The sequence below is a fragment of the Psychrobacter sp. ANT_WB68 genome (assembly GCF_008369115.1).
Classification (GTDB): Bacteria; Pseudomonadota; Gammaproteobacteria; order Pseudomonadales; family Moraxellaceae; genus Psychrobacter.
In genome coordinates, this window is record NZ_VOAZ01000003.1 from 224,991 (window position 1) to 249,258 (window position 24,268).

Here is a 24,268-nt window from a genome sequence, read left to right on the forward strand (position 1 = left end):
ATCAAAGGTAAAATCATGAGCGCTGATGCCATAGATAAACATAAGCATGAACCTGCACCCAAGCCGTTTAGTAATGCTGCCATAAATGCTAGCGTCTGCGTCCTTGTCGGTCATAGTATCGAGGCGATTACCAGTGCCGTGGTTCTAGCAAGTCTCAGTCATGTGGTTCATCTTTATGCCGATAAAGACGTATTGACGCAGCAATTACAACAATATGGCTTTGAGCATCATCTGCAAGCGCTTTGGCAAATGTATGACCAGCAGCAACAGATTATGAGCTATACGCTACCAAAGAGTGCTGATGAGTTAATACAGCGTTATGAAGTGGCGAGTGATAATGATGAGAAAAAATCAGCTGCGCTATATTGGCTATTTTTAGATAGTATTAGCTCAGTATGGCTAGAAGACAGCTGGATTACTGCCTTTAACCATAGTCATGAGCAAGCATTACCAATCATAATGAGCGGTATTAAACAGTTAGGAGCGGTTGCAGCCTTGTCCAAACGTTTACAGCGCGCTTGGGTCTATTATCTACCGTTCGTATTCTTAAAAGACGGTGATGCTTATAGCTCGATGTTAAATCCATCGTTATGGTTGCTCGGTGAAAAAACGCCAAACAGTAGCCATCATCTAAATCTGCTACAACCATTGATACAGCATGCGCGTGCGACGTATCATGCCGATATTGCCACGATAGAGTTTGCGCGTAGTAGTATCATGGCGATGCTTGCAACGCGGGTCAGCTTTATGAATGAGATGTCGCGTTTGGCCGACAGTCATCAGGTCGATATCCAGCAGGTCAGCCACATCATGGGCCTCGATGAGCGTGTAGGTAGTAGCTACTTACAAGCAGGTTGGGGGTTTGGCGGTAATACGCTACCGACGGAATTGGTTCAGCTGCAGCAGTCAAGTCAAGCGCAGAGCTTAGCCATGCCGTTATTGCAATCGGTCATCCATATTAATGAAGACCAAAAAGAGCTGATATTCCGCAAGTTTTGGCAGTATTTTGATGGTTTTATCGATAATAAAACCGTCATGATTTGGGGCGGTAGTTATAAAGCAGGCTCAGGACGCACGGCCGAGTCGGCTATTCATCCTTTATTGGCATTATTATGGTCTTATAATATCCGCACGCTGGTTTATAGTGATAAAGCGCAAATGGAGCTTGCCGCGCTTTATGAGCAGCAGCCATTGCTTGAATTAATTGACAATCCTTATCAACAGCTTAATGAGGCGCAGGCAATCTTTATTATCAGTTGGTTGCCAGAAAACCGACTGGATATTAACAGACTGAATCAGCAGGCGATGCTCATATTCGATGCACAAAATGCTTTGTCACGGACACAGATTGATGCTTTAGTCGGGGATTATATTGGTATTGGTCGCGCTAAATAAGGCTTTCTATCAAGTGTAAATTCAACGCAGTAGACAAACAGTTGTTAGGCTAAATCTATAAAAAAGGCGCCGGTTAATTTCTATATTAACCGGCGCCTTTTTTATAGATTTATATTGTACTCACAAATCAAAGTCACAAATCAAAGCTATTTAAGCAGGTACAGCACCTTGGCTGGCAAGCCATTGCTGAATCTCTTGGGTTTTAGTTTGTAGTAAATCCTTATCCCCGCGACTTTCAATATTTAATCTGATCAGTGGTTCTGTATTTGATGCACGTAAGTTAAAACGCCATTCGCCAAAGTTCAAACTCAAACCATCAAGCATCGATTTAGTTGGATTTTCGTTGCTAAACTTTGCTTCAATTGCCTTAATAATCGCCTGCGCATCAAGAGTAGTGAGATGAAAATTTAGCTCACCTGAGCTTGGATAGGCTTGAATATAACCGCTGACCAATTTTGATAACTTTTTACCTGTGGTGGATAATAACTCAATGGTTAGCAGCCAAGGAATCATACCGCTGTCACAGTAGAAAAAATCACGGAAATAGTGATGTGCAGACATCTCGCCGCCGTATACAGCGCCAGAATCACGCATCACTTGCTTGATAAATGAGTGTCCAGACTTACTGATGACCGCTTTACCTTTATGCTCATGAATGACGGCTTCGGTGTTATAAATGACCCGTGGATCATAAACAATCGACTCGCCTGCATACTTGTTTAAAAACGCTTGCGCGAGCATCCCAACGACATAGCTACCATCAATAAATTCGCCATGCTCATCAAATAAGAAACAGCGGTCAAAGTCCCCATCAAAAGCAATACCAAGGTCGGCTTTATTTGCTAACACGGCTTGCTGAGTTACGGTTCTATTAGCTTCAATCATAGGATTGGGGATGCCATTCGGAAAGCTACCATCAGGCGTATGATGCAGTTTAATAATTTCAATCGGCGCGCCAGCTTGTGCTAACTTCTCAATTAATAAATCAACCACGGGACCGGCGCTGCCATTACCTGAATTAATCACCAGCTTAAGCGGTTTTAATTTATCAATATCGACGAAGGTCATCACATGATTGATATAGGCGCTTTTATCCGTCAACAGCTGCAATTTACCTAGTGTATTGTCAGTGGCAAATTGTCCAGATTCTGCCAAGACTTGAATCTCAGCCAAACCATCATCGGCACTAATCGGTTTTGATTGTTCCTTGACCAACTTTAAGCCATTATAATTAATCGGATTATGACTAGCAGTCACTTCGATACCACCCAGCGCCTTATAGTGACTGGTGGCAAAATACACCTCTTCAGTTCCCGTCATCCCTAAATCGATCACGTCGACGCCGGCATCTAGTATACCTTTGATAGCCGCTTGTTTTAACTGCTCACTTGAATGACGAATATCGCTACCGATAACGACAGCTGGCTTTAAGTTTTTTAATTCAGTAGAGGCGTCAGCTACGTTATAACGCTGGAATAAAATCTGTGCAAAGGCACGCCCGATACGGTAAGCAATATTCTCGTCTAGATTGACTCCAAGCTCACCGCGGATATCATAAGCCTTAAATGAATTGATAATAATAGGATTAAATTCAGTGGTTGATTGATAGCCAGTAGTCGCAGAAGTGGACATAATGATAAAGTTCCTTAGGCGTGAGCAGTGAAAAATGATTTAGTCATATCAGGATTATAAGTCAATAAGCGTTCAATGATACACTAACTGCTAAATGAGTCGTACTCATGTCTGTTGCTCTATTAGGCGACTATCCGACTCAATGATTAACAAAAAATATAAGAGCATTTTTATGAGCATTTTAGAAAATCAGATCTTAACACCTGAGCCTGTACAAGGAACGCCAGTTGCTAGTGGTGAGTTAGATGATTTATTGGCCTTAATGGCACGGCTGCGTGCTGATTGTCCGTGGGATAAAAAACAAAGCAATCATAGTCTCATTCCTTATGCGATTGAAGAAGCTTACGAGCTAGGGGAAGCGGTACAAAGTGATGATGACGAAGACATCAAAGGTGAGCTTGGTGATGTGCTGCTACAAGTGGTTTTTCATTGCCAAATGTATGCTGAGCAAGGGCGCTTTGATATGAGCGATGTGATTACCACTTTACAAGAAAAACTCATTCGTCGTCATCCGCATGTCTTTGAAGCAGAAATTTTAAAAGATGAAGCAGCGGTAAAAATACGCTGGGATGAGATTAAGGCGGAGGAACAACAAGAACGCGCCGCACGTGGCAAACCACAGCGCCGTTTGGACAATACCAAAGCAGGCAGCGCCTTGATGCAGGCGCAGGATGTACAAAAACAGGCGTCAAAATTGGGTTTTGATTGGGAAGGCGTGAGCGGTGCGTTTGATAAACTCGATGAGGAAATTGCCGAGCTAAAGGCCGAGATTTTAGATGAGCCAAAAGATGCTGCTAAATATAACATAAGCAAAGTCAATATCAGAGACATTGAAAAAGAGCTTGGCGATTGCATGTTTGCGCTGGTCAATGTCGCGCGTAAATTAAACCTCGATGCCGAAACAGCAACCCTGACCTGTGTGCATAAATTTAAATCACGCTTTGGCTATATTGAAGACCAATTAGCTGCTGCTGGCAAGCGTTTAGAGGATAGTGATATTCATGAGATGGATACGTTATGGGAAGCGGCGAAACAGCATGAACGCGATTAATAGATGCTTACTTACCAAATACTCGCTTACTAAATGCTCATTCATTAAACGGTCATATGATAGCTTGTTTAAACATTTGACTATTTTTTTAGTAGGCATATTTTTTATGCTATCTCATTCTGTCTTTGCAGCGCCTTGTTTTGATAATCCGCAAAGTGCTTATAACTATCTATTGACGCAAGAAACAGCGCAAACCCAAGCACGTGATCAGAGTAGCATTAACATCAATCGAGCGACAGAAGCTGAGCTGGTATCATTAAATGGCATTGGCAGCAGTAAAGCACAGGCGATTATGTTATATCGTGACATGTTTGGTGGCTTTAAGACGGTTGATGAGTTGACCAAGGTAAAAGGCATCGGTGCAAAAACCATTGAGAAGAATCGCAGGCGTTTAAGCGTACAGGATTAATCACGGTATTAATCACGATATTTTGTATTAATTAACCCCAATATTGACAAAATAGCATGTAAGTAAATGTCATAACACACCCACCATGGTCAAAATTTGTTAAACTAGCAGGTACATCCGCCTGATAGACGCTGTGTTCGTCAGGGTGGTTAAGAATAAAGGCGAGGAGTAGATGCATGGCCGAGCGTGCCGCCAAGCAGTTAGAACTGAATAAATCTGAATTACCAAATTCCATTACCGAAGTGATTGCAACCCTAACCCGAGCTGGGTTTGATGCCTATATCGTCGGTGGCGGCGTGCGCGACACATTGCTAGGCCTGCGTCCAAAAGACTTTGATGCGGTCACTGATGCCAAGCCCCATGAGATTAAAGACGTCTTTGGTAAGCGCTGCCGTATTATCGGCCGCCGCTTTCAATTGGCGCATGTGTACTCCGGGCGTGAGCTGATCGAAGTGGCCACTTTCCGTGGACCACCGCTTAATGATTCTAATACCAATCAAGACGGCATGATTCTGCGCGACAATGTCTGGGGCGATATCAAACAAGATTTTGCCCGTCGCGACTTTTCTATCAACGCCCTTTATTATCAGCCACTCAAAGGCGTGGTACATGATTTTTGCGGTGCGCTTGAAGATATCGATAATAAAATCATTCGCCTATTAGGTAATGCGCCGACTCGTATCGAAGAGGATCCGGTCAGATTGCTGCGTGCCCTACGTTTTAAAGCCAAATTGGGCTTTGATTTTGATAGCGAATTGGCCGCACAGTTTCATGATGGTAACTGGTCATTACTTGAACAAATCTCTCCGCATCGTCTGTATGATGAAACGCAAAAGATGTTTACCGGTGGTTATTTGGTGCCGTTATTGCCGTTATTGTTTGAGTCGGGCGCGATTGATAGTCTTATTGTTTATCCACCTGCTGAGCCGAGTGCCTTAGTTAAACAAGTCGCTATTAATACCGACAAACGTATTGCTGCTGGCAAAAGTATTAACCCTGCTTTCTTTTATGCAGCGTTGCTGTGGGAAAATTACCTACATCAATTAGAAAAAGCCAAAAAACGTAATATGCCTTTTGCGGATGCGCAGATGCATGCAGCAAGCAAAGTCATTGACCGTCAGCGTATTAAAACTGCTATCCCAAAATTTGCTGAACAGTTTATTCGTGATATTTGGATATTACAGCCAAAATTGGCTGCGCCGCGTAGTAAACAAATTGTTCAGTTGTCTGAACACCCACGCTTCCGTGCCGGTTTCGATTTCTTGTTGCTGCGCGAGCAGTGCGGCGATGCCGAACATCCGCTATCAGAATCCACCAATGATATGGGCGAGTGGTGGCACAACTATCAGACCTTGACTGAACAGCAACAACAACAAGCGATTGACGATTTTGATGAAAAAATTCGTCGCGGCGCTTATAAGCAAGGGCAGCGTGGTCGTGGACGTAATCGTCAAAAACAGCAAACCTCGAACGATAATAGCAAGGTGAATCACATAGAAAACGCTCAGCAAGATAAAGTAAACAGCAATGGTCATACCAAGCAAGTTGTCAACGATGCTTCAAACGTGCCATCACGTCGCCGTCGCGCTGCTAGTCAGTCTGGCGCTCAGCATGCTAATAACAGTGTCAATAGTCATGGTCATAATAAGGGCTATGATAAGCAGCAAGCAACACAAGATAATAATGAGCTTGCGCAGTTGCAACAGTTATCCCTTGCGAACACTGGTCATCAAGCGGCAAATGGACGCCACGATGTTAAACCTGCACCGTTGTTTGTGATAGAACATGAAAAGGTTGTGCCGCCATTACGCAAGCACTTACCAAGTGACGCAAAGTCGCTGTCTAAGTCTAAATTGTCTAGCCAAGGACCTGCGAAAAATGCCGTCAGTGAAAGCACGTCGACGCAGGAAGTAGCGAATAAGACAGCCGTGCCTAAAGAGCAGTCTGACAATCAATCACAACAGCATCGTCATGCTAAGAAACCAAAGCAAGTTGATGTTAATACTAATGCTGACTCAGTTGCTACTAAAGCGCATACGACAGAGCATGCTACGCGCACGGTAGCAAGAACACCTGCACTCGTCAGCATGAATAACGAGCCGATACCGCATAAACGCCGCCGTCGTCAGCCTTCAGTGATAGACAATAACAGTAGTAATGACCGTATAAATAGCTCAGCCAATAGCAATAGCGTAGAGGCAAAAGCAGTCGGCAGCCAAGAGCAGAAAGCGGAAAAATACGTAAAAAAAGCCCCGAAACCAGCGGCTGAAGCTACTAGTAAAATTGATGCTCAAGCTAAAAAATCAACCAAAGCTTCAGCAGCAAAACCTGCTAAAGCCAATCAGGATACTGAGAGCAAGACTACTCAAAGTCAGTCTAATAAAAGTCAGACGGCTGCTAGTAACATGAATGAGCATAAAGGACCTGTGCCATCAAAGCGTCGCCGTCGTCAGCCAAGCGTTAATAACGTTTAGGCTCGTCAGCGGACAATAGAGTAAAGTGATAACTATGAACACGCACTTTGATGCTAGTGATAACAATGACAGCTATGATTACGCGGCTTGGGTTACTTGCTATGTAGGCTTAGGTAGCAATCTGACAAATGAGTTGGGTTCTCCTGTGGAGCATTTACAGCAAGCCGTTGCGGCTATGCAGGAACAGGAGTATATACGTGCGGTACGTGTGTCTTCCTACTATGCCTCAGCGCCGATGGGACCCCAAGACCAACCTGATTTTATCAATGCGGTCGCAGGTTTTGAAACTACCTTCACCGCGTTTAAGCTGCTTGATTTTTGCCAAGCGCTAGAACAACAAGCAAAACGCGCTCGTCTGCGCCATTGGGGTGAACGTAGCCTTGATGTCGATATCTTATTATATGGTGACGCGCAAATATCAGAGACGCAATTAACAGTACCGCATGCTGGGTTGCATGAACGCAATTTTGTCTTGATACCGCTGCGAGAGTTAGCGCCAGAGTTGATTATTAAAGGTAAACCAATCACGGATTATCCGCTGAGTCACGATTGGAAAGGGTTAAAGTTACTATCAAATGATTGATGTATTATTCGTTACAAAGTAGTGGCAAATTGGCATTTAGCAGTAGTACCAGTCATTGATGGCTAAAATTATTGAGGGTTATATGACGACTTTATCGACTTTAAATAAGTTTAAAAAAGACGGCACCAAATTTACCTGTCTGACCTGTTATGACGCCATGTTTGCGCGCATGATGGACAAAGCTCAAATTGATACAATTTTAATTGGCGACAGTCTGGGCATGGTGGTGCAAGGTCATGATTCAACCTTACCTGTCACTGTCGATGACATGGCTTACCATACTGCCAATATTGCCCGTAGTAATAAGCACGCGCTTATTTTAGCTGATTTGCCGTTTATGAGTTATGTGACGCTGCCAGAAGCCGTAGCTAATAGCCGTAAACTTATGCAGGCTGGCGCGCATGTGATTAAAATTGAAGGCGGTAGTGAGCTTTGCGAGGTAGTTACGACTTTGGCGCAAGCAGGCACGCCCACTTGTGTACATTTGGGGCTGACACCGCAATCAGTCAATGTGTTTGGCGGTTATAAAATCCAAGGACGTGGTGACGAGGCGGCCCATAAGCTGCTTGCTGATGCCAAAGCGGTCGTTGCTGCTGGCGCGGCACTTTTGGTATTGGAATGCGTTCCTGCTGAGCTTGCTAAAGCTGTGACCGAAGCAGTTGCCGTGCCAGTTATTGGTATTGGCGCTGGTGCTGATACTGATGGTCAAGTCTTAGTGATGCACGACATGCTGGGTATGGTACACGGTCGCGTACCGCGCTTTGTCCATGACTTTTTGACCGATAAGCGTAATAGTGAGCATAGTATTGAAGGCGCTTTTGTCCTGTATCAGCAATCGGTACGCGACGGCAGTTTTCCAACTGGGCAGCACCAATTTAGCTAGTCGTATTTAATTTTATTGAATTTAGTGTTTTGACGATTATCAGTAGAAGAAGTATTCACCATGCCAAGCATTCATCATCATATCGCAACACTGCGCGCCGCATTAAACCCTTACCGTGGGCAACAACGTATTGCTCTAGTGCCAACGATGGGCAACCTGCATGACGGTCATCTTGAGCTGGTAAAGCTTGCTAAACAGCATGCTGATATTGTGGTGGTGAGCATCTTTGTCAATCCTACTCAATTTGGGGCGGGTGAAGATTTTGACAGTTATCCACGTACATTAGATGCAGATGTTGCCAAGCTTGCCACCGTTGGAGCGGACTACGTATTTGCTCCAAGTATTGATGAGATGTATCCGGTATTACCGCCACCAACGTCAGTCCGAGCTGGGGAAATTACCGCGCAGCTATGTGGTCAATCACGCCCCAATCACTTTGATGGCGTCGGTATTGTCGTCTCTAAGCTCTTTAATATTGTGCAGCCTGAGGTGGCAGTCTTTGGTCAAAAAGATTATCAGCAATTGGCGATTATCCAGCAAATCGTGCGTGATTTAAGTTATCCTATCGAAATTATAGGTGCGCCTATCGTGCGTGCTGCTGATGGCCTAGCATTATCTTCGCGCAATCAGTATCTAACTGAAGCTGAGCGCAGCGCTGCTCCTGTGCTACATAAAGAATTACAACGCTTAGCTGCGCAACTGATGCATGGTCAGCATCTCGAGCAAGGACTTGAGTCTCTGTTAATAGAGACGCGGACACGCATAACTGAGGCGGGGTTTAAGATTGATTATTTAGAGGTCAAAACGGCTCAGCTAGATTCTTTAAAGGTAGATGGTGCATCTGCAAGTTTCAATGGAGACCATCAGGATTTGGTGGTTTTGGTTGCTGCTTGGTTGGGCCGTGCACGTTTGTTAGACAATCAGTTGGTGACGGTTCAGCAGCCGTAATAACAGAGTAATTCGCCAGACGCAATTATTAGGATGACGGATCATGAGTGCAAATAGGGACAATAAGCAAGCCAAGGCAAATAATAAACAAGTACAGAAAAATGATAATTTAACAAAGCCAATAATCGCTAACGTAGCAAATAAAGATAGGTTAAGTATTCTGGTGGTGTCAGGGCGCTCAGGCTCGGGTAAGACCTCAGTACTCAATATCCTAGAAGATTTGGGTTATTATTCTATCGATAATTTGCCCTTGTCATTGCTTCCTGACGCGGCGCAAAAGCTGGTCTGTGATAGTGGGATTAAACGCATCGCCTTGGGTGTCGATATTCGCACGCCACGTGCAGATTTGTCTAATTTCGCTGAAACTCATGATGCGTTAAAGCAGAGGTATGGTGAAGAAGCGGTCACTGTGATCTATGTGACAGCGCAAGAAGAAACCTTGGTGGCACGCTTTAATGCGACCCGCCGCATTCATCCTCTTATGGTGCAAGATACCAAAGGTGTAGAGAATACCGCTTATAATCTGCCAGCGGCGATCGAAAGAGAGATTCAGCTTTTACAGCCAATATTTAAGCAGGCGGATGTCAAAATCGATACCACTATGCTGAATATTCATCAGTTAAAAGAGCGCCTACGTGATTATGTGGGGGTCGACAATCAAATAGTGATCAATCTGTTATCGTTTGGCTTTAAATACGGCAGCCCAATCGATGCGGACTTCGTGTTTGATGTGCGCATCTTGCCCAATCCGCATTGGAATCCGAGCCTACGAGCCGCTACCGGTCTTGACGCTGAGGTCGCTGAGTTTTTTGCCGACTATCCAGAGGTGTCTGAGATGACTGAGGATATCGCAAAATTTCTCAATCGTTGGTTGCCTGATTTTTTACATAACAATCGCCATACGGTAACGGTCGCTATTGGCTGTACCGGTGGTAAACATCGCTCGGTATTTATCACCAAGCATCTACAAGATAAACTGACGGTAAGCTTGCCCAAAGGGTTGACCGTGGCAGCCAAACACCGCGAAAAGCATCGTTGGTAGAGGTTAGTCGTAAGGTATAAGCTACAACGTATAAATGGCAAAAATGCTATTAAATTTATGATTTACTATCTATTATTTATTATCTCGAAAAATGGAAAGCTTTTATGATTGACTGGTCAGAACAGGATATGCGTGTCTCGCGCACCGAACTCAAAAAAGCCCATGAGCGCTTGCAGCAGCTTTCGATACCGCTTGCCAGCTTATCGAAAAAACAGCTTAAAGCCTTACCAGCTAGCGATTATTTTATGGCAGAGTTGATGGCGCTTGCTGATATCACCAGCGCCAATGCCCGCAATCGTCAGACCAAACGTGTTGGCAAGCTTATGATTGAAGAAAATCGCCATGAGCTGATAAAAGCATTATTTGATGCGTACTTTCCTAAAGAGCAAGTCTCTAAAATTGAGAGCTGGTATGAGCGCTTAAATATCAATGATGAAGGTACGCTCAAGCAGTTCGTCAAACAATATAAAGCCTCTGAGCAGCATAGTATGTATCAGCTATTGCTCTGGATTGAGTACGCTAAGCATACCAACGATGAGGAGCTAATGGCAGAATCAAAAGCAGATTTGGCCAGTTATATACGTGAAGTCGCTATTTTAACGAATCTAAAAAAATAGTGATAAGAGATATAGGCTAGTAAATTTGGCTAGTGGTTACCTATAAAATACTAAAGATAGAACACTAAAATATAAAAAAGCCAATCAGTAAAGATTGGCTTTTTTAGTTGATCAGAAATAGCGTTGTACTTGGTGTGTTAATCTAGGTTTTTCTGAAAATATTAATGCTACTTTTTCTCAGCACGAACTTTATCAACCAAATAATCTACTACTTTAGGGACAGTAGCACTTTCACCCGTTACGACGTATTTGCCTTGCACAACCACCGCTGGCACGCCTGATAACTGATAACGCTTAGCGCCTGCTTGTGAGCGACCAATTTTGGTACCGACAGCAAAAGAGTTATATAGGCTGTTAAATTTCTTTTCGTTCACGCCTTTAGACGCATACCATTTGCTGAGTGACGCTTGGTCAAATAATTGCTTGCCGTCTTTATGTACCGCATCAAATAGCGCATCATGGGTTTTGTTTTCATAACCTAGTAACTGAGCAGCATAGAAACCACGGGCACTGGCTTCCCAAACAGGGTTAAGCGCCGCTGGGGTTTTAAAGAATGCCACATCTTTACCTTTGGTTTTTGCCCATTTTTCCATATGCGGATTTAAGACGTTACAATGCGGGCAGCCATACCAGAAAAATTCACGCACAATGATAGCATCACCGCTGATTTTTTCTGGGTTGTCTAGTACACGGTAATCTTTTCCTGCGACATAGTTGGCAGCTTGTGCGCCCATATTGGCCAGCCCAATAGCACAAGCCAGACCAGTCAATGCGATGATACGTTTCATACTTGTTCCTTGAGGTGTCAAAATTTGGAATGTTTAGTTTAGACGCTTTGATTCAGCAGTTTTTAGCGTATTGATATAGGTTTCAACGTAAATCGGCGGCAATACGTCGCTTAAATCGATCTCGTTAAATCTACCTACAACAGAATACTGCCTATAATAGCGTAAAATGCCCATAGTTGTGAACCCGATTCTTAACTAACGGTTGTAAAGCTGTGAGCTATTATTTAAGGTAGCTTACTTATCACTTTTAAGTGGAAACTTATTAAGTTTTATCAAGGATAGAGTTATTAATTAAAGCCATTAATTAATGACATTATATAAAGTTTAAAACCAGCAAAGCTATTTTTTCTTGCTTTTATAACATTCTGACGCTTAATAATAGTGCTACTTAAGTAGTTGATAAAACCTTGCTTATGTTTAAACGATTCACAGTCGGTGACGATGTACTGACGACAAAGTTGCCGCTCTCATGCTAATATTGAGCCTATCATCATAACTCTGCACGATAATAATTATAATACCCATAAAGGAAAAATCCTATGAGCCAAGTTTCATCTTCTACGCAGCCTGTTAATCATCAAGAAAACAATTCTATGAACAACGCTGCTAGCGAGTTTAACCAAAACACGGTTATCAACGTCGATGCCAGTGAAGTAGAAAAATTCAATAACCTGGCGAGCGAGTGGTGGAATAAGACTGGCGCATTTGCCACCTTACACGAAATCAATCCGCTACGTCTTAACTGGATAGAAGAAAACGTCAAGCGCGGCTTTATGAGTGCTGATAGCGATAAAACGGCAGAGATGGGCTTAGCGGGTAAAAAAGTCCTTGATGTCGGTTGCGGTGGCGGTATTTTGTCAGAATCAATGGCACGTCGCGGCGCTGATGTCACCGGTATCGACCTCGGTACCGAAAACCTCAAAGCAGCGACCTTACATGCTGAGCAAAGCAACTTAAATGACATTTTGCGTTATCAGCATATTCCTATTGAGCAATTAGCTGCCACCCATGCCGGTCAGTTCGATGTTGTGACCTGTATGGAGATGCTTGAGCATGTGCCAGACCCCACTGCTATCGTTGAGGCGTGCTTTGCGCTATTAGCGCCAGGCGGCGTTTGTATGCTATCAACGATTAACCGCAATCCTAAATCGTACCTGTTTGCCATCGTTGGGGCAGAGTATGTATTGCGCTTGCTTGATCGCGGTACTCATGATTACGCCAAATTTATCACTCCAGCTGAGTTAGATAACATGGCGGTCAATGCAGGTTTTACCCGTCAAGACATCATCGGTCTGCATTATAATCCATTGACCAAGCGCTATTGGTTGGCACAAAATGTTGATGTTAATTATATGATGGCGGTACAAAAGCCACTGGCGTAAATCGTCTTTTATAAGCATTCCTATCTGACCACTTTTTAAATTATTATTAAGAGCGCCTGTTATGAGCCAATTTGTAAAAGCTGTCTTGTTTGACCTTGATGGCACATTAATCGATACTGCCGCCGACTTCGTGCGCATTATTGGTAAAATGAGCAGTGAAAATGATTGGCAAGCGCCACCTGAAGCCGAAATTCGTGAGCAAGTCTCTGCCGGTGCCACGGCGATGGTACAGCTGATGCTGCGTCATAATGACCAGCTTGAGGTCAGTGAAGCTGAGTTAATGGCCTTTCGTCAGCAGTTCTTAGACGATTATGAAGCGGATATATGTGTTGATAGTTGTGTTTTTAATGAGCTTGAAGAGGTGCTGCGCGAATTAGAAGAAAAAGGCGTGCCATGGGGCATCGTCACCAATAAGCCGCGTTATCTTGCTGAGCTTCTGTTAGAAAAAATGCAATTAGACGAGCGCTGTGCGGTGCTAGTGTGTCCGGATGACGTATCGCGCTCGAAACCCGATCCAGAACCGATGTATGTAGCGTTAGAAAAGCTCGCTATCCCGCGCGGTGCCGCTGAAAGCGTGCTTTATGTCGGCGATCATATACGCGATATAGAAGCGGGCAACGCGGCTGGTATGCCGACTATTTTAGCTGCTTATGGCTATATCCCACCTGAAGATCAAGGCAACTTGAAAAAATGGGGCGCAGATTATATTACCGAAACTCCTGCAGACTTGAATAAATTATTACTTTCTTCTGGCAAGTTCGACTATTTATAAAACAAATAAGACTTATAAAGAAAATAAACCCTTTATCGAAATAGCTATTAAGCACCCTACCTATTAAATAATCAGCAGTGAGTAATGCCATGAGTGACAATACTAATAATCCTACTACTCAGCAAGAGATGCCATCAGCGGTGCAAGCTTCTGTGCAAGCTTTAACGCACGACGATATTCGTAATTTTGTGCCGCCTGATAACTGTTTAGATGGCAAGACTATCTTGGTAACGGGAGCAGGTGATGGCATCGGGCGTATCGCCGCCTTAACCTATGCACGTTATGGTGCGACCGTATTATTGTTAGGACGTACCAGTAGCAAGCTTGAATACGTTTATGATGAAATTGAGAGCTTTGGTGGTAAGCAGCCCGCCATGTTACCGATGAATCTAGAAGGTGCGACCTATGCTGAGATGCAAAAGTTAGAGAATTTGATCGCTAAAGAAGTCGGTCAGCTTGATGGTATCTTGCATAATGCTGGCATGCTGGGTACCTTGACGCCACTTGAGATGTACGATGTCGATATGTTTGCCCAAGTGATGAAGGTCAATTTTACTTCTACCTTTATGCTCACGCAAGCGCTACTGCCTTTGCTTAAAGACGCAGCACATGGTTCTATCGTCTTTACTTCTAGTAGCGTTGGCACCCATCCTCGTGCATTTTGGGGCGCGTATGCACTTTCTAAACAAGCGGTAGAAGGTATGAGCGATATCTTTACCCAAGAAACGCAAAATACCACTAACTTGCGCTTTAACTGTATCAATCCCGGCGGAACTCGTACCAATATGCGCGCCCATGCTTTTCCCGGTGAAAATCCGATGAGCCTGAAAACTCCTGAGGATATTATGGGCGGCTATGTGTTTTTGATGAGTGATGAAAGTATTGGGGTACGTGGTCAAGTGGTTGAGTTACAACCAAAGGATTGATTCTCACCTGTAGTCTTATTGAGTAATAGCTCTTTAGCTATTTATAGTATTGATAAAATATAATAAATTCATCGATATTGAATTTGCTGATATATAGCCCCATCTATTTGTTATTAAAGACTTTTACCATAGTTGGTTTGATGGTTAAACCAAGCTTAATTTATCAAACTAAGTATTATTAATAAAAAATAGGATGTGATTATGGCAGGTGGCTGGTCAAGAGATGGGGCAGAGCATGAGCAAATGGATGCCACCGTTAACGATGCGTTAGAGCGCGCAAGGCGTGCGTTACCAACGGGTAAGAGCGCAGAGTTTTGTGATGAATGCGGTAACGCTATTCCAGAAGCACGACGTATTGCGCTACCGGGCGTGCAGCATTGTGTCAGTTGTCAAACGGAGCTTGAGCAAGAAGCAAAGGCGACTGAGCTATTTAATCGCCGTGGTAGTAAAGACAGTCAATTACGTTGATTTTATGTCTTACAATATCAGTTAGACCAATAAAAAACCCTGCACATGAGTGACAGGGTTTTTATATCGTCAAATAATTTGAAAGAATAATTTACTCGTTTCTAGCGGCTTCTACTTCTGCTTCGTCAGGGACGAATACGTAGCCTACACCCCACACGGTTTGGATATAACGCGCTTGTGAAGGATTGTCTTCAATTAAGCGACGCAAGCGTGATACTTGCACATCGATAGAACGCTCCATCGCACCCCATTCACGACCACGCGCAAGATTCATCAGCTTATCACGAGTCAATGGCTCGCGTGGATGTTGAACCAATGCTTTTAGCACCGAAAACTCACCGGTCGTTAAAGTCACGACATTACCGTCACGTTTAAGCGTACGAGTCGATAAATCCAGCGTCCATGGTCCAAACTCAACTACTTCAAGTTGATGACTTGGCGCACCCGGTAGCTCACGATTTTGACGGCGCAGCACAGCTTTGATACGGGCCAATAGCTCTTTTGGATTAAAGGGCTTTGGCAGATAATCATCAGCGCCTGCTTCAAGTCCAGCGATACGATCGGCGTCGCCACCTTTAGCAGTCAACATAATAATCGGAATATCACCGTTATCTTCACGCAAGCGCTTACAGATACTGATACCGTCTTCGCCTGGCAACATCAAATCTAAAACCACCAATGAGAACAGCTCACGCTGTAGCAATTTGTCCATCTGATTGCCATCATGAGCCGTACGAACGACAAAACCATCGTCTTCTAGAAAGCGTTGTAATAAAGAGCGCAAACGTGCATCGTCATCAACGACTAAAATGCGCTGGTTTAGAGTGTCAGGGCTGTTGTTGTCTGTCATACAGTCATCCTCTTATAAAAATTATTATTAGTAGAAACCATTAGTAAAAGCTATTTTTAAAACGCGGGTAAAAATATTGTTATTATTTAATGATCATTCCCTTGATAAGTAAATCATGATTAGCAAACCATTAGTTGTCATAAAAAATATAGTCGTCGAAAAAACCTATAAAAATGAAGACTTTTGTTCAATATAGCAGCACTTAGCCATATTTGTGCCTTTGATACTTTAGTGTATAAGATTGCAGGCCTAATTGCATCACTGATACGGATAAATGCTGTATGCGTTTGTTTAACAAGGCGTGAGAATGGATGATATGAGACGATTTTTGCCATAAAACAGGCGATAAATAACGAAAAGATAAAAAGGATTTTTATTCATGCAGCTTTTGCTATAATGCAAAACTACATTTCTCAACGATTGATACGTCTATGAGTAGCACTGATACCTTAACGCCATCTCAAACCTCGACAAATGCACAGGTTTTGGATGCAACCACACACGCGAATATTCACGACAAGCTTGCTCGCGCGCTTGGCATTAAGACTGCTCAAGTCAATGCGTTTGTGAAGCTTTACGATGAAGGCGCGACCGTTCCCTTTATTGCCCGTTACCGTAAAGAAAAGACACAGAATCTTGACGATGCGCAATTGCGAGCTTTAGAGAAGTCGCTTAATTATGAGCGCGATATGGCAACCCGTCGCCTCAAAATTACTGAGCTGCTCAGCACGCAGGGCAATTTGACCGACGAGCTACAGGCGCGTATTGATAATGCGACGTCGAAACTTGAGCTTGAAGACATCTATTTGCCATATCGTCCACGCCGCCGCTCTCCTGCTGCTAAAGCACGCGCTGCCGGTCTTGACGTTGCTGCTCAAGCAGTGTTGACGCAAGAAATCACGCCAACTGACGCATTAGCAGACTATCAAGTTCAATCGAGCATTACCGATGAAAGTGGTAATGAGATTGAAGTCGACTTTAGCGATATCGACAAGCAATTGGCGGGCGTACAGGCCATCATCGTTGATGAGTGGACGCAGGCATTGGGTTTACTTGATAATCTGCGCAGTGGCTTTGCCAAAACGGCCAGTATCGTCTCGGCTGTTGCCAGTGAAGAAAAACGTGAAGTCGGCGAGAAGTTTAAAGATTACTTTGAGCATAGTGAAAGCCTGGCGCGTCTGCCGAATCATCGTTTATTAGCGATGCTGCGCGGTCGCCAAGAAAACGTTTTGGGTCTAAAAATTGAAGGCGAAGATGCGCCCTTTATTGAAAAAATCATTAAGCATTTTGAGCTTGATGCCAAAGCACCAGCAGAACGTCAAGAATTTTTGACAGAAGCAGCCACTAGCTTATGGAAAGAAAAATGGCGTCCGCATATCGAACATCGTTTATTGACTGAAAAGCGTCTGACCGCTGAAGCCGATGCAATTGATGTCTTTGCCAATAACTTACAGCATTTACTCATGTCAGCGCCTGCTGGCCGTAAAGTGATTTTAGGTGTCGATCCCGGTATCCGTCATGGCGTTAAAATGGCGATTATCGATGCCCAAGGTCATGTCATGCTAGACAGTGAAGACAAACCTGTCGTCGCAACCGTTTATCCATTCGCCCCTGATAATAAGATGGATGAAGCCAAAGCAGTTATCGACAAGCTATTAAGCACTTATAATGTCGACTTAGTGGCTATCGGTAATGGTACGGCCAGTCGCGAAACAGATGCGATGATTAAAGAGATTTTGGCTGCCAATTCTGAATTAAAAGCAAAGGCGGTTATCGTTAATGAGTCAGGCGCGTCAGTTTATTCTGCCAGTGAGCTTGCGAGTGATGAGTTGGCTAATTTAGATGTTTCTGTACGCGGTGCGGTTTCTATCGCGCGTCGCTTGCAAGATCCGCTATCAGAGTTGGTTAAGGTTGACCCAAAAGCGATCGGCGTTGGTCAATATCAGCATGACGTCAACCAAACTCAATTAGCGGATAGTCTCGATAAAGTCACGCAAGACAGCGTAAATGCGGTTGGTGTTGATGTGAATACAGCAAGCCCTGCTATCTTAGCGCATATTGCTGGTTTGAATAAAAACGTCGCACAGCAAATCGTCACTTATCGTAAAGAGCATGGTGCGTTTGATAGCCGTGAAGCACTAAAAAATGTCCCACGCTTAGGGGTGAAAACCTTTGAGCAAGCCGCAGGTTTCTTACGTGTCCATGGTGGTAGCAACCCACTTGATGCGACAGGCGTGCATCCAGAAAGCTATGCGCTGGTTGACAGCTTACTTGAGCAAACCGGTAAGACGTTGCCAGAAGTCATCGGTAACGATGGGGTGCTAAACAGTATCGATACCACTGCACTCGCTGCGAACGATGATAATATCAGTGTCAAAGCCATCATTGAAGAGCTTGCAAAGCCTGCACGTGACCCACGTCCTGAGTTTAAAACCGCTAACTTCCGTGAAGACGTCAATAGCATTAAAGACTTGAGCGAGGGCATGCAGCTTGAAGGGGTAGTGACCAACGTCACAGCCTTTGGTTGCTTCGTTGATGTCGGTGTCCATCAAGATGGCTTGGTGCATATCTCACAGATGGCAAATGACTTTGTCGCTGACCCGATGAACCGCGTCAAGCCTGGCGATATCGTCTCAGTACGTGTCATTTCTATCGATGAAAAACGTGGCCGTATTGGCTTTAGTATGAAGCCTGAGTCTGAAAAACCAGTACGCCCAGCTGCGAAGTCGACTGCAGAAAGTACAGCTAAGGATGATAAAGCTAGTCGTCCAGGCAGCAACCATACAAATAGCAACCGTTCAAATAATAGCCGTCCAGCTGCTGATAAGCGTTCAGAAAAACCGCGTGGCAATCGTCAAGATAAAGATAACGCCAATAATCGCGTTAAAGCGCCAAGAGCAGAGAAGGCAGAAGCCCCTAGTAAAATGGGTACGCTTGGCGCACTATTGCAAGAAGCAGGCGTGACCAAAGCTAAAAAGTAATGATTGTTTATGGCCATATAGATTTCAGCTAATGACGAACAACTAAAAAGGCAGCCATCGATGGCTGCCTTTTTATTAGAAATATATTGGAGGAATTTCTTTAAAAATCGTTTATCTTTATGGCTAATAACTCAGCTTGCGCTTTATTGATACTATTAAAGAAGGGTAGTATCAAAAGCAGGCTTTAAGGTTTTATCCACTAACAACATAAGCGTTTTATTTATAATCTATAAAATTTCTGTTGTTTCTACGTCTTATTCTGTCTCTAATGACGCTTCTTCTTCTAGCATTTCATCTTGTAAATCTTGCTGTTGCATCGCATCTTCTGGATTTTGAATAGCCGCTTGTTGCAATTGCATAGCTTCTTGATCGGCTTGTAGCTCAGTTGTCATCTGTTGTTGGTTAGGGCTATTATTTACCTTTGCTCTTGAGATAACTTGGGTTTCGCTAATCTGAAACGGACTAGATTGGTTTGCTGCTGACTCATTATTTACATTGTCACCTTCAGCTTCTAGTGTGATTGCCGTAGCCGCCGCTTGCTTCTCCATTGCTGCCGTATCAGTAGGTGCAGCCATGGCCAAGCTTGGGATAGTGAGCGCAGCGCCAATGAGTAGCGATAAAGATAGAGTACTTTTTTTCATGAATCAATTCCTTAATTTATAATCTTATCAAGTCAGTCTAAAGCATTTCAAACTTGACGTTTATTTTGCGTGCTGGGGTATGTAACTGCTTAAAATCAAAATTCATTTAGTATTTTGAATCTATATATTTAGAATAGCTAACATTGAATCTATAGAGAAAATAAAATCATGATAACCATTAAGCGATTATCATGATCGATTTGGATAAAGAGGTTTATAAGCTGATCTAAATCAGTGATAAAAACCTAAGTGGGAGAATACCAACTAAATAAGCGTAGGTTCAGTAGTACATAAATTAAAAGTCTAACAGAGCGATGTTTATAGGTGACTTTATGCAACCATTGTATGGTTATTGTCAGATAGAAAGATAAAGTCGAATCTCTACTCTCTTATATCGTACTGTATATAAATACTGCAATAAACCGCATTAAAAAGGTTCAAGCACCTACGCATCAAAAACGCTTATTTAATAATCACCTACTTACTGATGCTGGGGTCAACAATAGGTTGTTGGCCGTTATTATCAGGCACACGGATAACAGGGAAGGTTTGACTGATTTCTGTCTCCTCAAGTACTTCAGCATCCGCTTCTTGACCAACGATAACGGTACGATTAGCACTATCTTCAACTGCAATCACAGTACCATTAGCGGTATTGAGGCGTTTGATTTGGTCTTCTGGGGCAATGATAACTTCTTTCACACGGTATTTAGCAGGACGTATAACGCGTGTGGTTTCTACAACGACCGGCTCTAAACTGCGTTCTTCAGTGATAGCAACTTCAGCATCTGGTGCTGGTGCTTCCTTTTCTTTTGCTTCATTCATAATAGGTGTTGGGAACTTAGCACCAAAATGGTTATCACACTGCTGCATGCTTAAACGTACGGGATTACCCGCTTTGTCCATATAAACGTTAACTGGCATATCAGCCGCAATAGGCACATACTTACCAACTAAAGCGCCCGACACCCCATAGCGACCGTTTGACTGCCCAACGCCTAAGTCACAGGCACCCGCTGAATAATTACTAGCCTTTGAGTTATTGCTATTCACCACAGCTTTAGGAATCATGACCTCAGATAAGCGCATTTTTTTGACAGAAGATTCGCCAATTTGCATTTTTGGTTTTTGATAAGTGTAAGGAGTATAAAATTGAGCTGAGCCATCTTTGACGGCCATCACACACTCATCATAGCTATCATAACCGACGTTACCATGATTATCAGTCGTCATGTCTGCATTGGCAGTGCTCGCAACCATGGCCACACCTGAGGTTAAAACAGCGGCTGTTAATACATTCAATTTCATCACTATTTCCTCTTTTATTGTTATTAATGGCTTCAAGTTAGTTTCTCTAATTTTTTTAAATAAAAGCTTTAGCATTTATTTAGCTGGCTCGTATTCGAGCAATGTCGTGATGTTAAAGTAATGTCTTATCAAAAGCTGATGGCTTTTCTTATTAGCATAATGAAAGCGACGCCATAACCTGTTTTATCCTACGTCAGTTATAGCAACATGGCTGTGACATTAGGCTAGGAATATGTAGCTTAATGTATTAAAAAAGAGGGATTAGGCAATATCGTTTACGCAGAAATTACGTTATTAGTATTCATTAACATTTACCTAGAAATGCTCAGTCTAAACAATGTGGCAAAATATTATGAGAAAATACAGCCAAAAAAAGACCGTACCTTTTTGCTAAGATACGGTCTTTATTAGATGAGTGAAAATCATATTGCTTTGATTTTATATATCGGTGATTTTAGGACTCAACGACTTCAAAACTAATACCAGAATACTTTTCTAAACGCTCTATTAAGCTATCGCCCATCGCTGAGGCGGGTGTCCAAAAGCCGCCGCCCACTTCTTCTTTGCTGATGTCTTGCCCGAGACATAATGCCGCTTGCGACAACATACGTGAGGTGCTGCCATAACCGGGATCTTTATCTCCCGTTACTTTGGTAGCAATGCTGTCTTTGTTAGCCGTTTGCCCAAAGAGGCGAATGTCAAAGTAGCCATTTTCTTGCTCTTCTTTAGAAGGGCCTGATCCTGATTTCGGTAATACGTGTTTAGACAAAAGCTCGCGGCTTGGCGTAATCATCATGGCGGTGGCAAATCCTAATAAGCCTGCGCTCATTGCATAGCTTGATAGCTTACCTTTAATGCCATCTTTCATCCACATCGCTTCGTCATACTTAAAGTCACGCCCATATTCATATCCGAGCAGTTGGTTACTACGATGTACGATACGGGTATTAATGCTCGCCATGACAAAGGGCGCAAGCCAGCGTTTGTGCTCGCTGTCATATTCTGGTTTGCTGACGTTATCTTGACGCACGTTCGGTGCATCCTTATCATCGTTCAGCAAATAAGGGTTTGCTACTTGCTTGCGGCGAGACTTGTCTTTTCCGACCTCTTCAAAGATAGTCACCATGGACGCGATCGTGCCGCCTGATAGGCCACCTTTTGCTGCTTTGACGCGCATATGGATGACATCGCAGGCGCTACCGAATTTCGCTTCTGCTTGCTGCTGGGTAAAGTAAACGCCCAAATCTGATGGGATAGAATCAAAACCGCATGAGTTGACGATACGAGCGCCGCTTTGTTTTGCCGTATCCTGATACTTATCCATCATGTCCTTGATAAAGATGGCTTCACCCGTCAAATCGACATAATCGGTGCCATTCTCCGCGCAAGATTTAATCAAGGGCTCACCATATTTTAGGTAAGGGCCAACGGTTGAAATAATAACTTGGGTTTGCTTGGTCATATTATCAAGGCTAGCCACATCGTCACTATTAGCAATAATAATATCGACTTTACTAGCAAGCTTGGACTTCAGTTCATTGAGTTTTTCCTCATCACGACCGGCAATCGCCCAAGTGACGTTTGAGCCGTTTTTGTCTTTAGCATTAGATAAGAACTCTGTCAAATAATGCGCCGTAATCTGGCCAACAAAGCTTGTCGCTCCGTATAGAACCACCGCATAAGAGCGCTTTTCGCTAGAAGTTGATTGCTCATGACTTGATTTTTGGGTGTTGTTTGAAGTATCCGTATTCATATTTATTTTCCTTATTAATTAGCTTTGGTTAGATTTTGCTTGTTGACCACAGAGTGTTGAATGCACGGTATTAAATGTTTGTTCTAAAAGGTATCGGTATATTATTTTTGCTAAGTAACTTTTACTAATAAACTTTTATTAACTAAAAGTTATAGGGCAAAGCCTGTAAACAATTAAAAATAGGTCATTGATAGATCATTAAAAGCTATCGCAAATTTTCTCATAAAAATAGGCGAGTTTACGCAATCGTTTACTGTGTCTGCACATAAGTCCTGAAAAGCCAAGTAAAAACTTCAAAACGGTAAGATTTGCTACAAAGTTTACATAACCTATCGACATTATTACCAAAATGAACGTTTTCTAAAGACAATTATTGCTAATCTATATTCGTAAGCAGTGATAAGCACTATTAAAACAAAAAGTAAGATATTGGGTGATTAAGACCATTAAGGTAAAACAACTTGGCTGATAACTGGGTTATTGAAACGTACTTTAGGAGTCTCGACACCCAGTTTTTTAATCATTATTTGAGGAGAATATTATGTTTCGTTGGGCTATTATTTTTGCTGTAATCGCATTGATTGCAAGTTTCCTAGGATTTGGCGGTGTTGCTGGCCTATCTGCAAACTTTGCCTACATTCTACTAGCCATTGCTGTAATCTTATTCATTGTCGCATTTGTTAGTCGCCGTATGTAATAGAGAACAGTGATTGCTTAGATTTTAAGTATTCATGCTGATAATAAAAAAAGTCCTCTATTGAGGACTTTTTTTACGGCTGAGATTTAGATATCTTAATGGTTATAATTAACATGAACAATTTTGTTAAATATTAGAAAGTTTTAGGCTGGATGATATGCTCCATTCGTTTTGCCAAACGGACATCATGGCTAGTAATACCGCCAGTATCACCAGTAGTCAGGCGAACTTCGACCACATTATAGTTATTACTCCATTCAGGATGATGCTCTAATGCTTCAGCATGAAAAGCCGCTTGATTCATAAAGCTCATGGCTTCAACAAAATCGCCAAAGTGGTAGGTTTTTACGATAGCATTACCATCGCGCTGCCAGCCTGGCAACTCTTCCAACTGCAAATCAACTTGTTGATTAGATAAACTACTCATGGTGATATCCTTTATTATTATGGTGGATGAGAAAATCACTATTAACGATAAAATAGTGTGGCGATTACGATGAGTTTCAGACGCTTTTACTCATGTGATAAGCGCGTAGACTACAAAAACTTTGGGACAAAAAACCCACCTATTACGGATATCTTATTATTTATTTGGCTGCAAATAGACAATAAAGAACATCAGAGAAATAGGAGGGCAGTGAGGCGTCAATATCCAGAGTATATAGCTC

At 43.0% G+C, this 24,268-nt stretch carries 22 protein-coding genes; 15 read left to right on the top strand and 7 right to left on the bottom strand.

What is annotated here, in order from left to right:
• Positions 1-15: 15 nt before the first annotated feature.
• Positions 16-1,395, top strand: coding sequence for a UDP-glucose/GDP-mannose dehydrogenase family protein (locus FQ084_RS09440; protein ID WP_149490385.1), 1,380 nt, complete (start codon positions 16-18; stop codon positions 1,393-1,395).
• 150 nt (positions 1,396-1,545) lie between these two features.
• Here FQ084_RS09440 and FQ084_RS09445 read toward each other — a convergent pair whose 3' ends face one another.
• A complete protein-coding gene (locus tag FQ084_RS09445) occupies positions 1,546-3,027 on the bottom strand; it encodes a phosphomannomutase CpsG (RefSeq protein WP_149490386.1) in 1,482 nt (493 codons plus the stop codon).
• Between the two features lie 172 nt (positions 3,028-3,199).
• Between FQ084_RS09445 and mazG the strand changes: the two genes are divergently transcribed.
• The 8 genes from mazG to yjgA all read left to right on the top strand — a co-directional run bounded on the left by mazG (position 3,200) and on the right by yjgA (position 11,034).
• Positions 3,200-4,078: a nucleoside triphosphate pyrophosphohydrolase gene (mazG, locus tag FQ084_RS09450; RefSeq protein ID WP_149490387.1), complete on the top strand. Its 879-nt coding sequence runs from the start codon at positions 3,200-3,202 to the stop codon at positions 4,076-4,078.
• Between the two features lie 106 nt (positions 4,079-4,184).
• A complete protein-coding gene (locus FQ084_RS09455) occupies positions 4,185-4,487 on the top strand; it encodes a ComEA family DNA-binding protein (RefSeq protein ID WP_262880721.1) in 303 nt (100 codons plus the stop codon).
• A 176-nt stretch (positions 4,488-4,663) separates the two neighbouring features.
• The gene (pcnB, locus tag FQ084_RS09460) at positions 4,664-6,961 is read left to right on the top strand and encodes a polynucleotide adenylyltransferase PcnB (RefSeq protein ID WP_149490389.1); all 2,298 of its coding nucleotides are present in this window, start codon (positions 4,664-4,666) and stop codon (positions 6,959-6,961) included.
• A gap of 34 nt (positions 6,962-6,995) precedes the next feature.
• Positions 6,996-7,544 (top strand): 2-amino-4-hydroxy-6-hydroxymethyldihydropteridine diphosphokinase, encoded by a 549-nt coding sequence (gene folK / locus FQ084_RS09465; protein WP_149490390.1) that lies wholly within the window; start codon positions 6,996-6,998, stop codon positions 7,542-7,544.
• An 82-nt stretch (positions 7,545-7,626) separates the two neighbouring features.
• Complete coding sequence (gene panB / locus FQ084_RS09470; RefSeq protein ID WP_149490391.1) at positions 7,627-8,427, top strand: 3-methyl-2-oxobutanoate hydroxymethyltransferase; 801 nt, start codon at positions 7,627-7,629, stop codon at positions 8,425-8,427.
• Positions 8,428-8,487: 60 nt separating this feature from the next.
• A complete protein-coding gene (gene panC / locus FQ084_RS09475; RefSeq protein WP_149490392.1) occupies positions 8,488-9,375 on the top strand; it encodes a pantoate--beta-alanine ligase in 888 nt (295 codons plus the stop codon).
• A gap of 43 nt (positions 9,376-9,418) precedes the next feature.
• Positions 9,419-10,417 (top strand): RNase adapter RapZ, encoded by a 999-nt coding sequence (gene rapZ / locus FQ084_RS09480; protein WP_262880722.1) that lies wholly within the window; start codon positions 9,419-9,421, stop codon positions 10,415-10,417.
• A gap of 104 nt (positions 10,418-10,521) precedes the next feature.
• On the top strand, positions 10,522-11,034 hold the full coding sequence (yjgA, locus tag FQ084_RS09485; protein WP_011512503.1) for a ribosome biogenesis factor YjgA: 513 nt from the start codon (positions 10,522-10,524) through the stop codon (positions 11,032-11,034).
• A 167-nt stretch (positions 11,035-11,201) separates the two neighbouring features.
• Here the strand turns inward: yjgA and FQ084_RS09490 are convergent, their stop codons facing one another.
• Positions 11,202-11,822, bottom strand: coding sequence for a thiol:disulfide interchange protein DsbA/DsbL (locus FQ084_RS09490; RefSeq protein ID WP_149490393.1), 621 nt, complete (start codon positions 11,820-11,822; stop codon positions 11,202-11,204).
• 539 nt (positions 11,823-12,361) lie between these two features.
• Here FQ084_RS09490 and ubiG point away from each other — a divergent pair.
• From ubiG to FQ084_RS09510, 4 genes are all read left to right on the top strand, one after another.
• The gene (gene ubiG, locus FQ084_RS09495; RefSeq protein WP_149490394.1) at positions 12,362-13,204 is read left to right on the top strand and encodes a bifunctional 2-polyprenyl-6-hydroxyphenol methylase/3-demethylubiquinol 3-O-methyltransferase UbiG; all 843 of its coding nucleotides are present in this window, start codon (positions 12,362-12,364) and stop codon (positions 13,202-13,204) included.
• Positions 13,205-13,265: 61 nt separating this feature from the next.
• Positions 13,266-13,976: an HAD family hydrolase gene (locus FQ084_RS09500; RefSeq protein ID WP_149490395.1), complete on the top strand. Its 711-nt coding sequence runs from the start codon at positions 13,266-13,268 to the stop codon at positions 13,974-13,976.
• A gap of 128 nt (positions 13,977-14,104) precedes the next feature.
• Entirely contained in the window at positions 14,105-14,902 is a 798-nt protein-coding gene (locus tag FQ084_RS09505; protein ID WP_149490702.1) for a YciK family oxidoreductase, read from the top strand.
• A gap of 201 nt (positions 14,903-15,103) precedes the next feature.
• Positions 15,104-15,370, top strand: a complete 267-nt coding sequence (locus tag FQ084_RS09510) for a DksA/TraR family C4-type zinc finger protein (RefSeq protein ID WP_149490396.1) — start codon at positions 15,104-15,106, stop codon at positions 15,368-15,370.
• 91 nt (positions 15,371-15,461) lie between these two features.
• Here the strand turns inward: FQ084_RS09510 and ompR are convergent, their stop codons facing one another.
• Positions 15,462-16,220, bottom strand: coding sequence for a two-component system response regulator OmpR (gene ompR / locus FQ084_RS09515; protein WP_149490397.1), 759 nt, complete (start codon positions 16,218-16,220; stop codon positions 15,462-15,464).
• Positions 16,221-16,651: 431 nt separating this feature from the next.
• Here ompR and FQ084_RS09520 point away from each other — a divergent pair, with 431 nt between their 5' ends.
• On the top strand, positions 16,652-19,201 hold the full coding sequence (locus tag FQ084_RS09520) for a Tex family protein (protein ID WP_149490398.1): 2,550 nt from the start codon (positions 16,652-16,654) through the stop codon (positions 19,199-19,201).
• A 254-nt stretch (positions 19,202-19,455) separates the two neighbouring features.
• Here the strand turns inward: FQ084_RS09520 and FQ084_RS09525 are convergent, their stop codons facing one another.
• From FQ084_RS09525 to FQ084_RS09535, 3 genes are all read right to left on the bottom strand, one after another.
• Complete coding sequence (locus FQ084_RS09525) at positions 19,456-19,842, bottom strand: hypothetical protein (protein WP_149490399.1); 387 nt, start codon at positions 19,840-19,842, stop codon at positions 19,456-19,458.
• A 477-nt stretch (positions 19,843-20,319) separates the two neighbouring features.
• Positions 20,320-21,150, bottom strand: coding sequence for a hypothetical protein (locus tag FQ084_RS09530; RefSeq protein ID WP_149490400.1), 831 nt, complete (start codon positions 21,148-21,150; stop codon positions 20,320-20,322).
• A 454-nt stretch (positions 21,151-21,604) separates the two neighbouring features.
• A complete protein-coding gene (locus FQ084_RS09535; protein ID WP_149490401.1) occupies positions 21,605-22,903 on the bottom strand; it encodes a saccharopine dehydrogenase family protein in 1,299 nt (432 codons plus the stop codon).
• A gap of 541 nt (positions 22,904-23,444) precedes the next feature.
• Between FQ084_RS09535 and FQ084_RS09540 the strand changes: the two genes are divergently transcribed.
• Positions 23,445-23,600, top strand: coding sequence for a DUF1328 domain-containing protein (locus FQ084_RS09540; protein ID WP_068407724.1), 156 nt, complete (start codon positions 23,445-23,447; stop codon positions 23,598-23,600).
• A gap of 133 nt (positions 23,601-23,733) precedes the next feature.
• Here the strand turns inward: FQ084_RS09540 and FQ084_RS09545 are convergent, their stop codons facing one another.
• On the bottom strand, positions 23,734-24,027 hold the full coding sequence (locus FQ084_RS09545) for a 4a-hydroxytetrahydrobiopterin dehydratase (protein WP_149490402.1): 294 nt from the start codon (positions 24,025-24,027) through the stop codon (positions 23,734-23,736).
• Between the last annotated feature and the right edge of the window lie 241 nt (positions 24,028-24,268).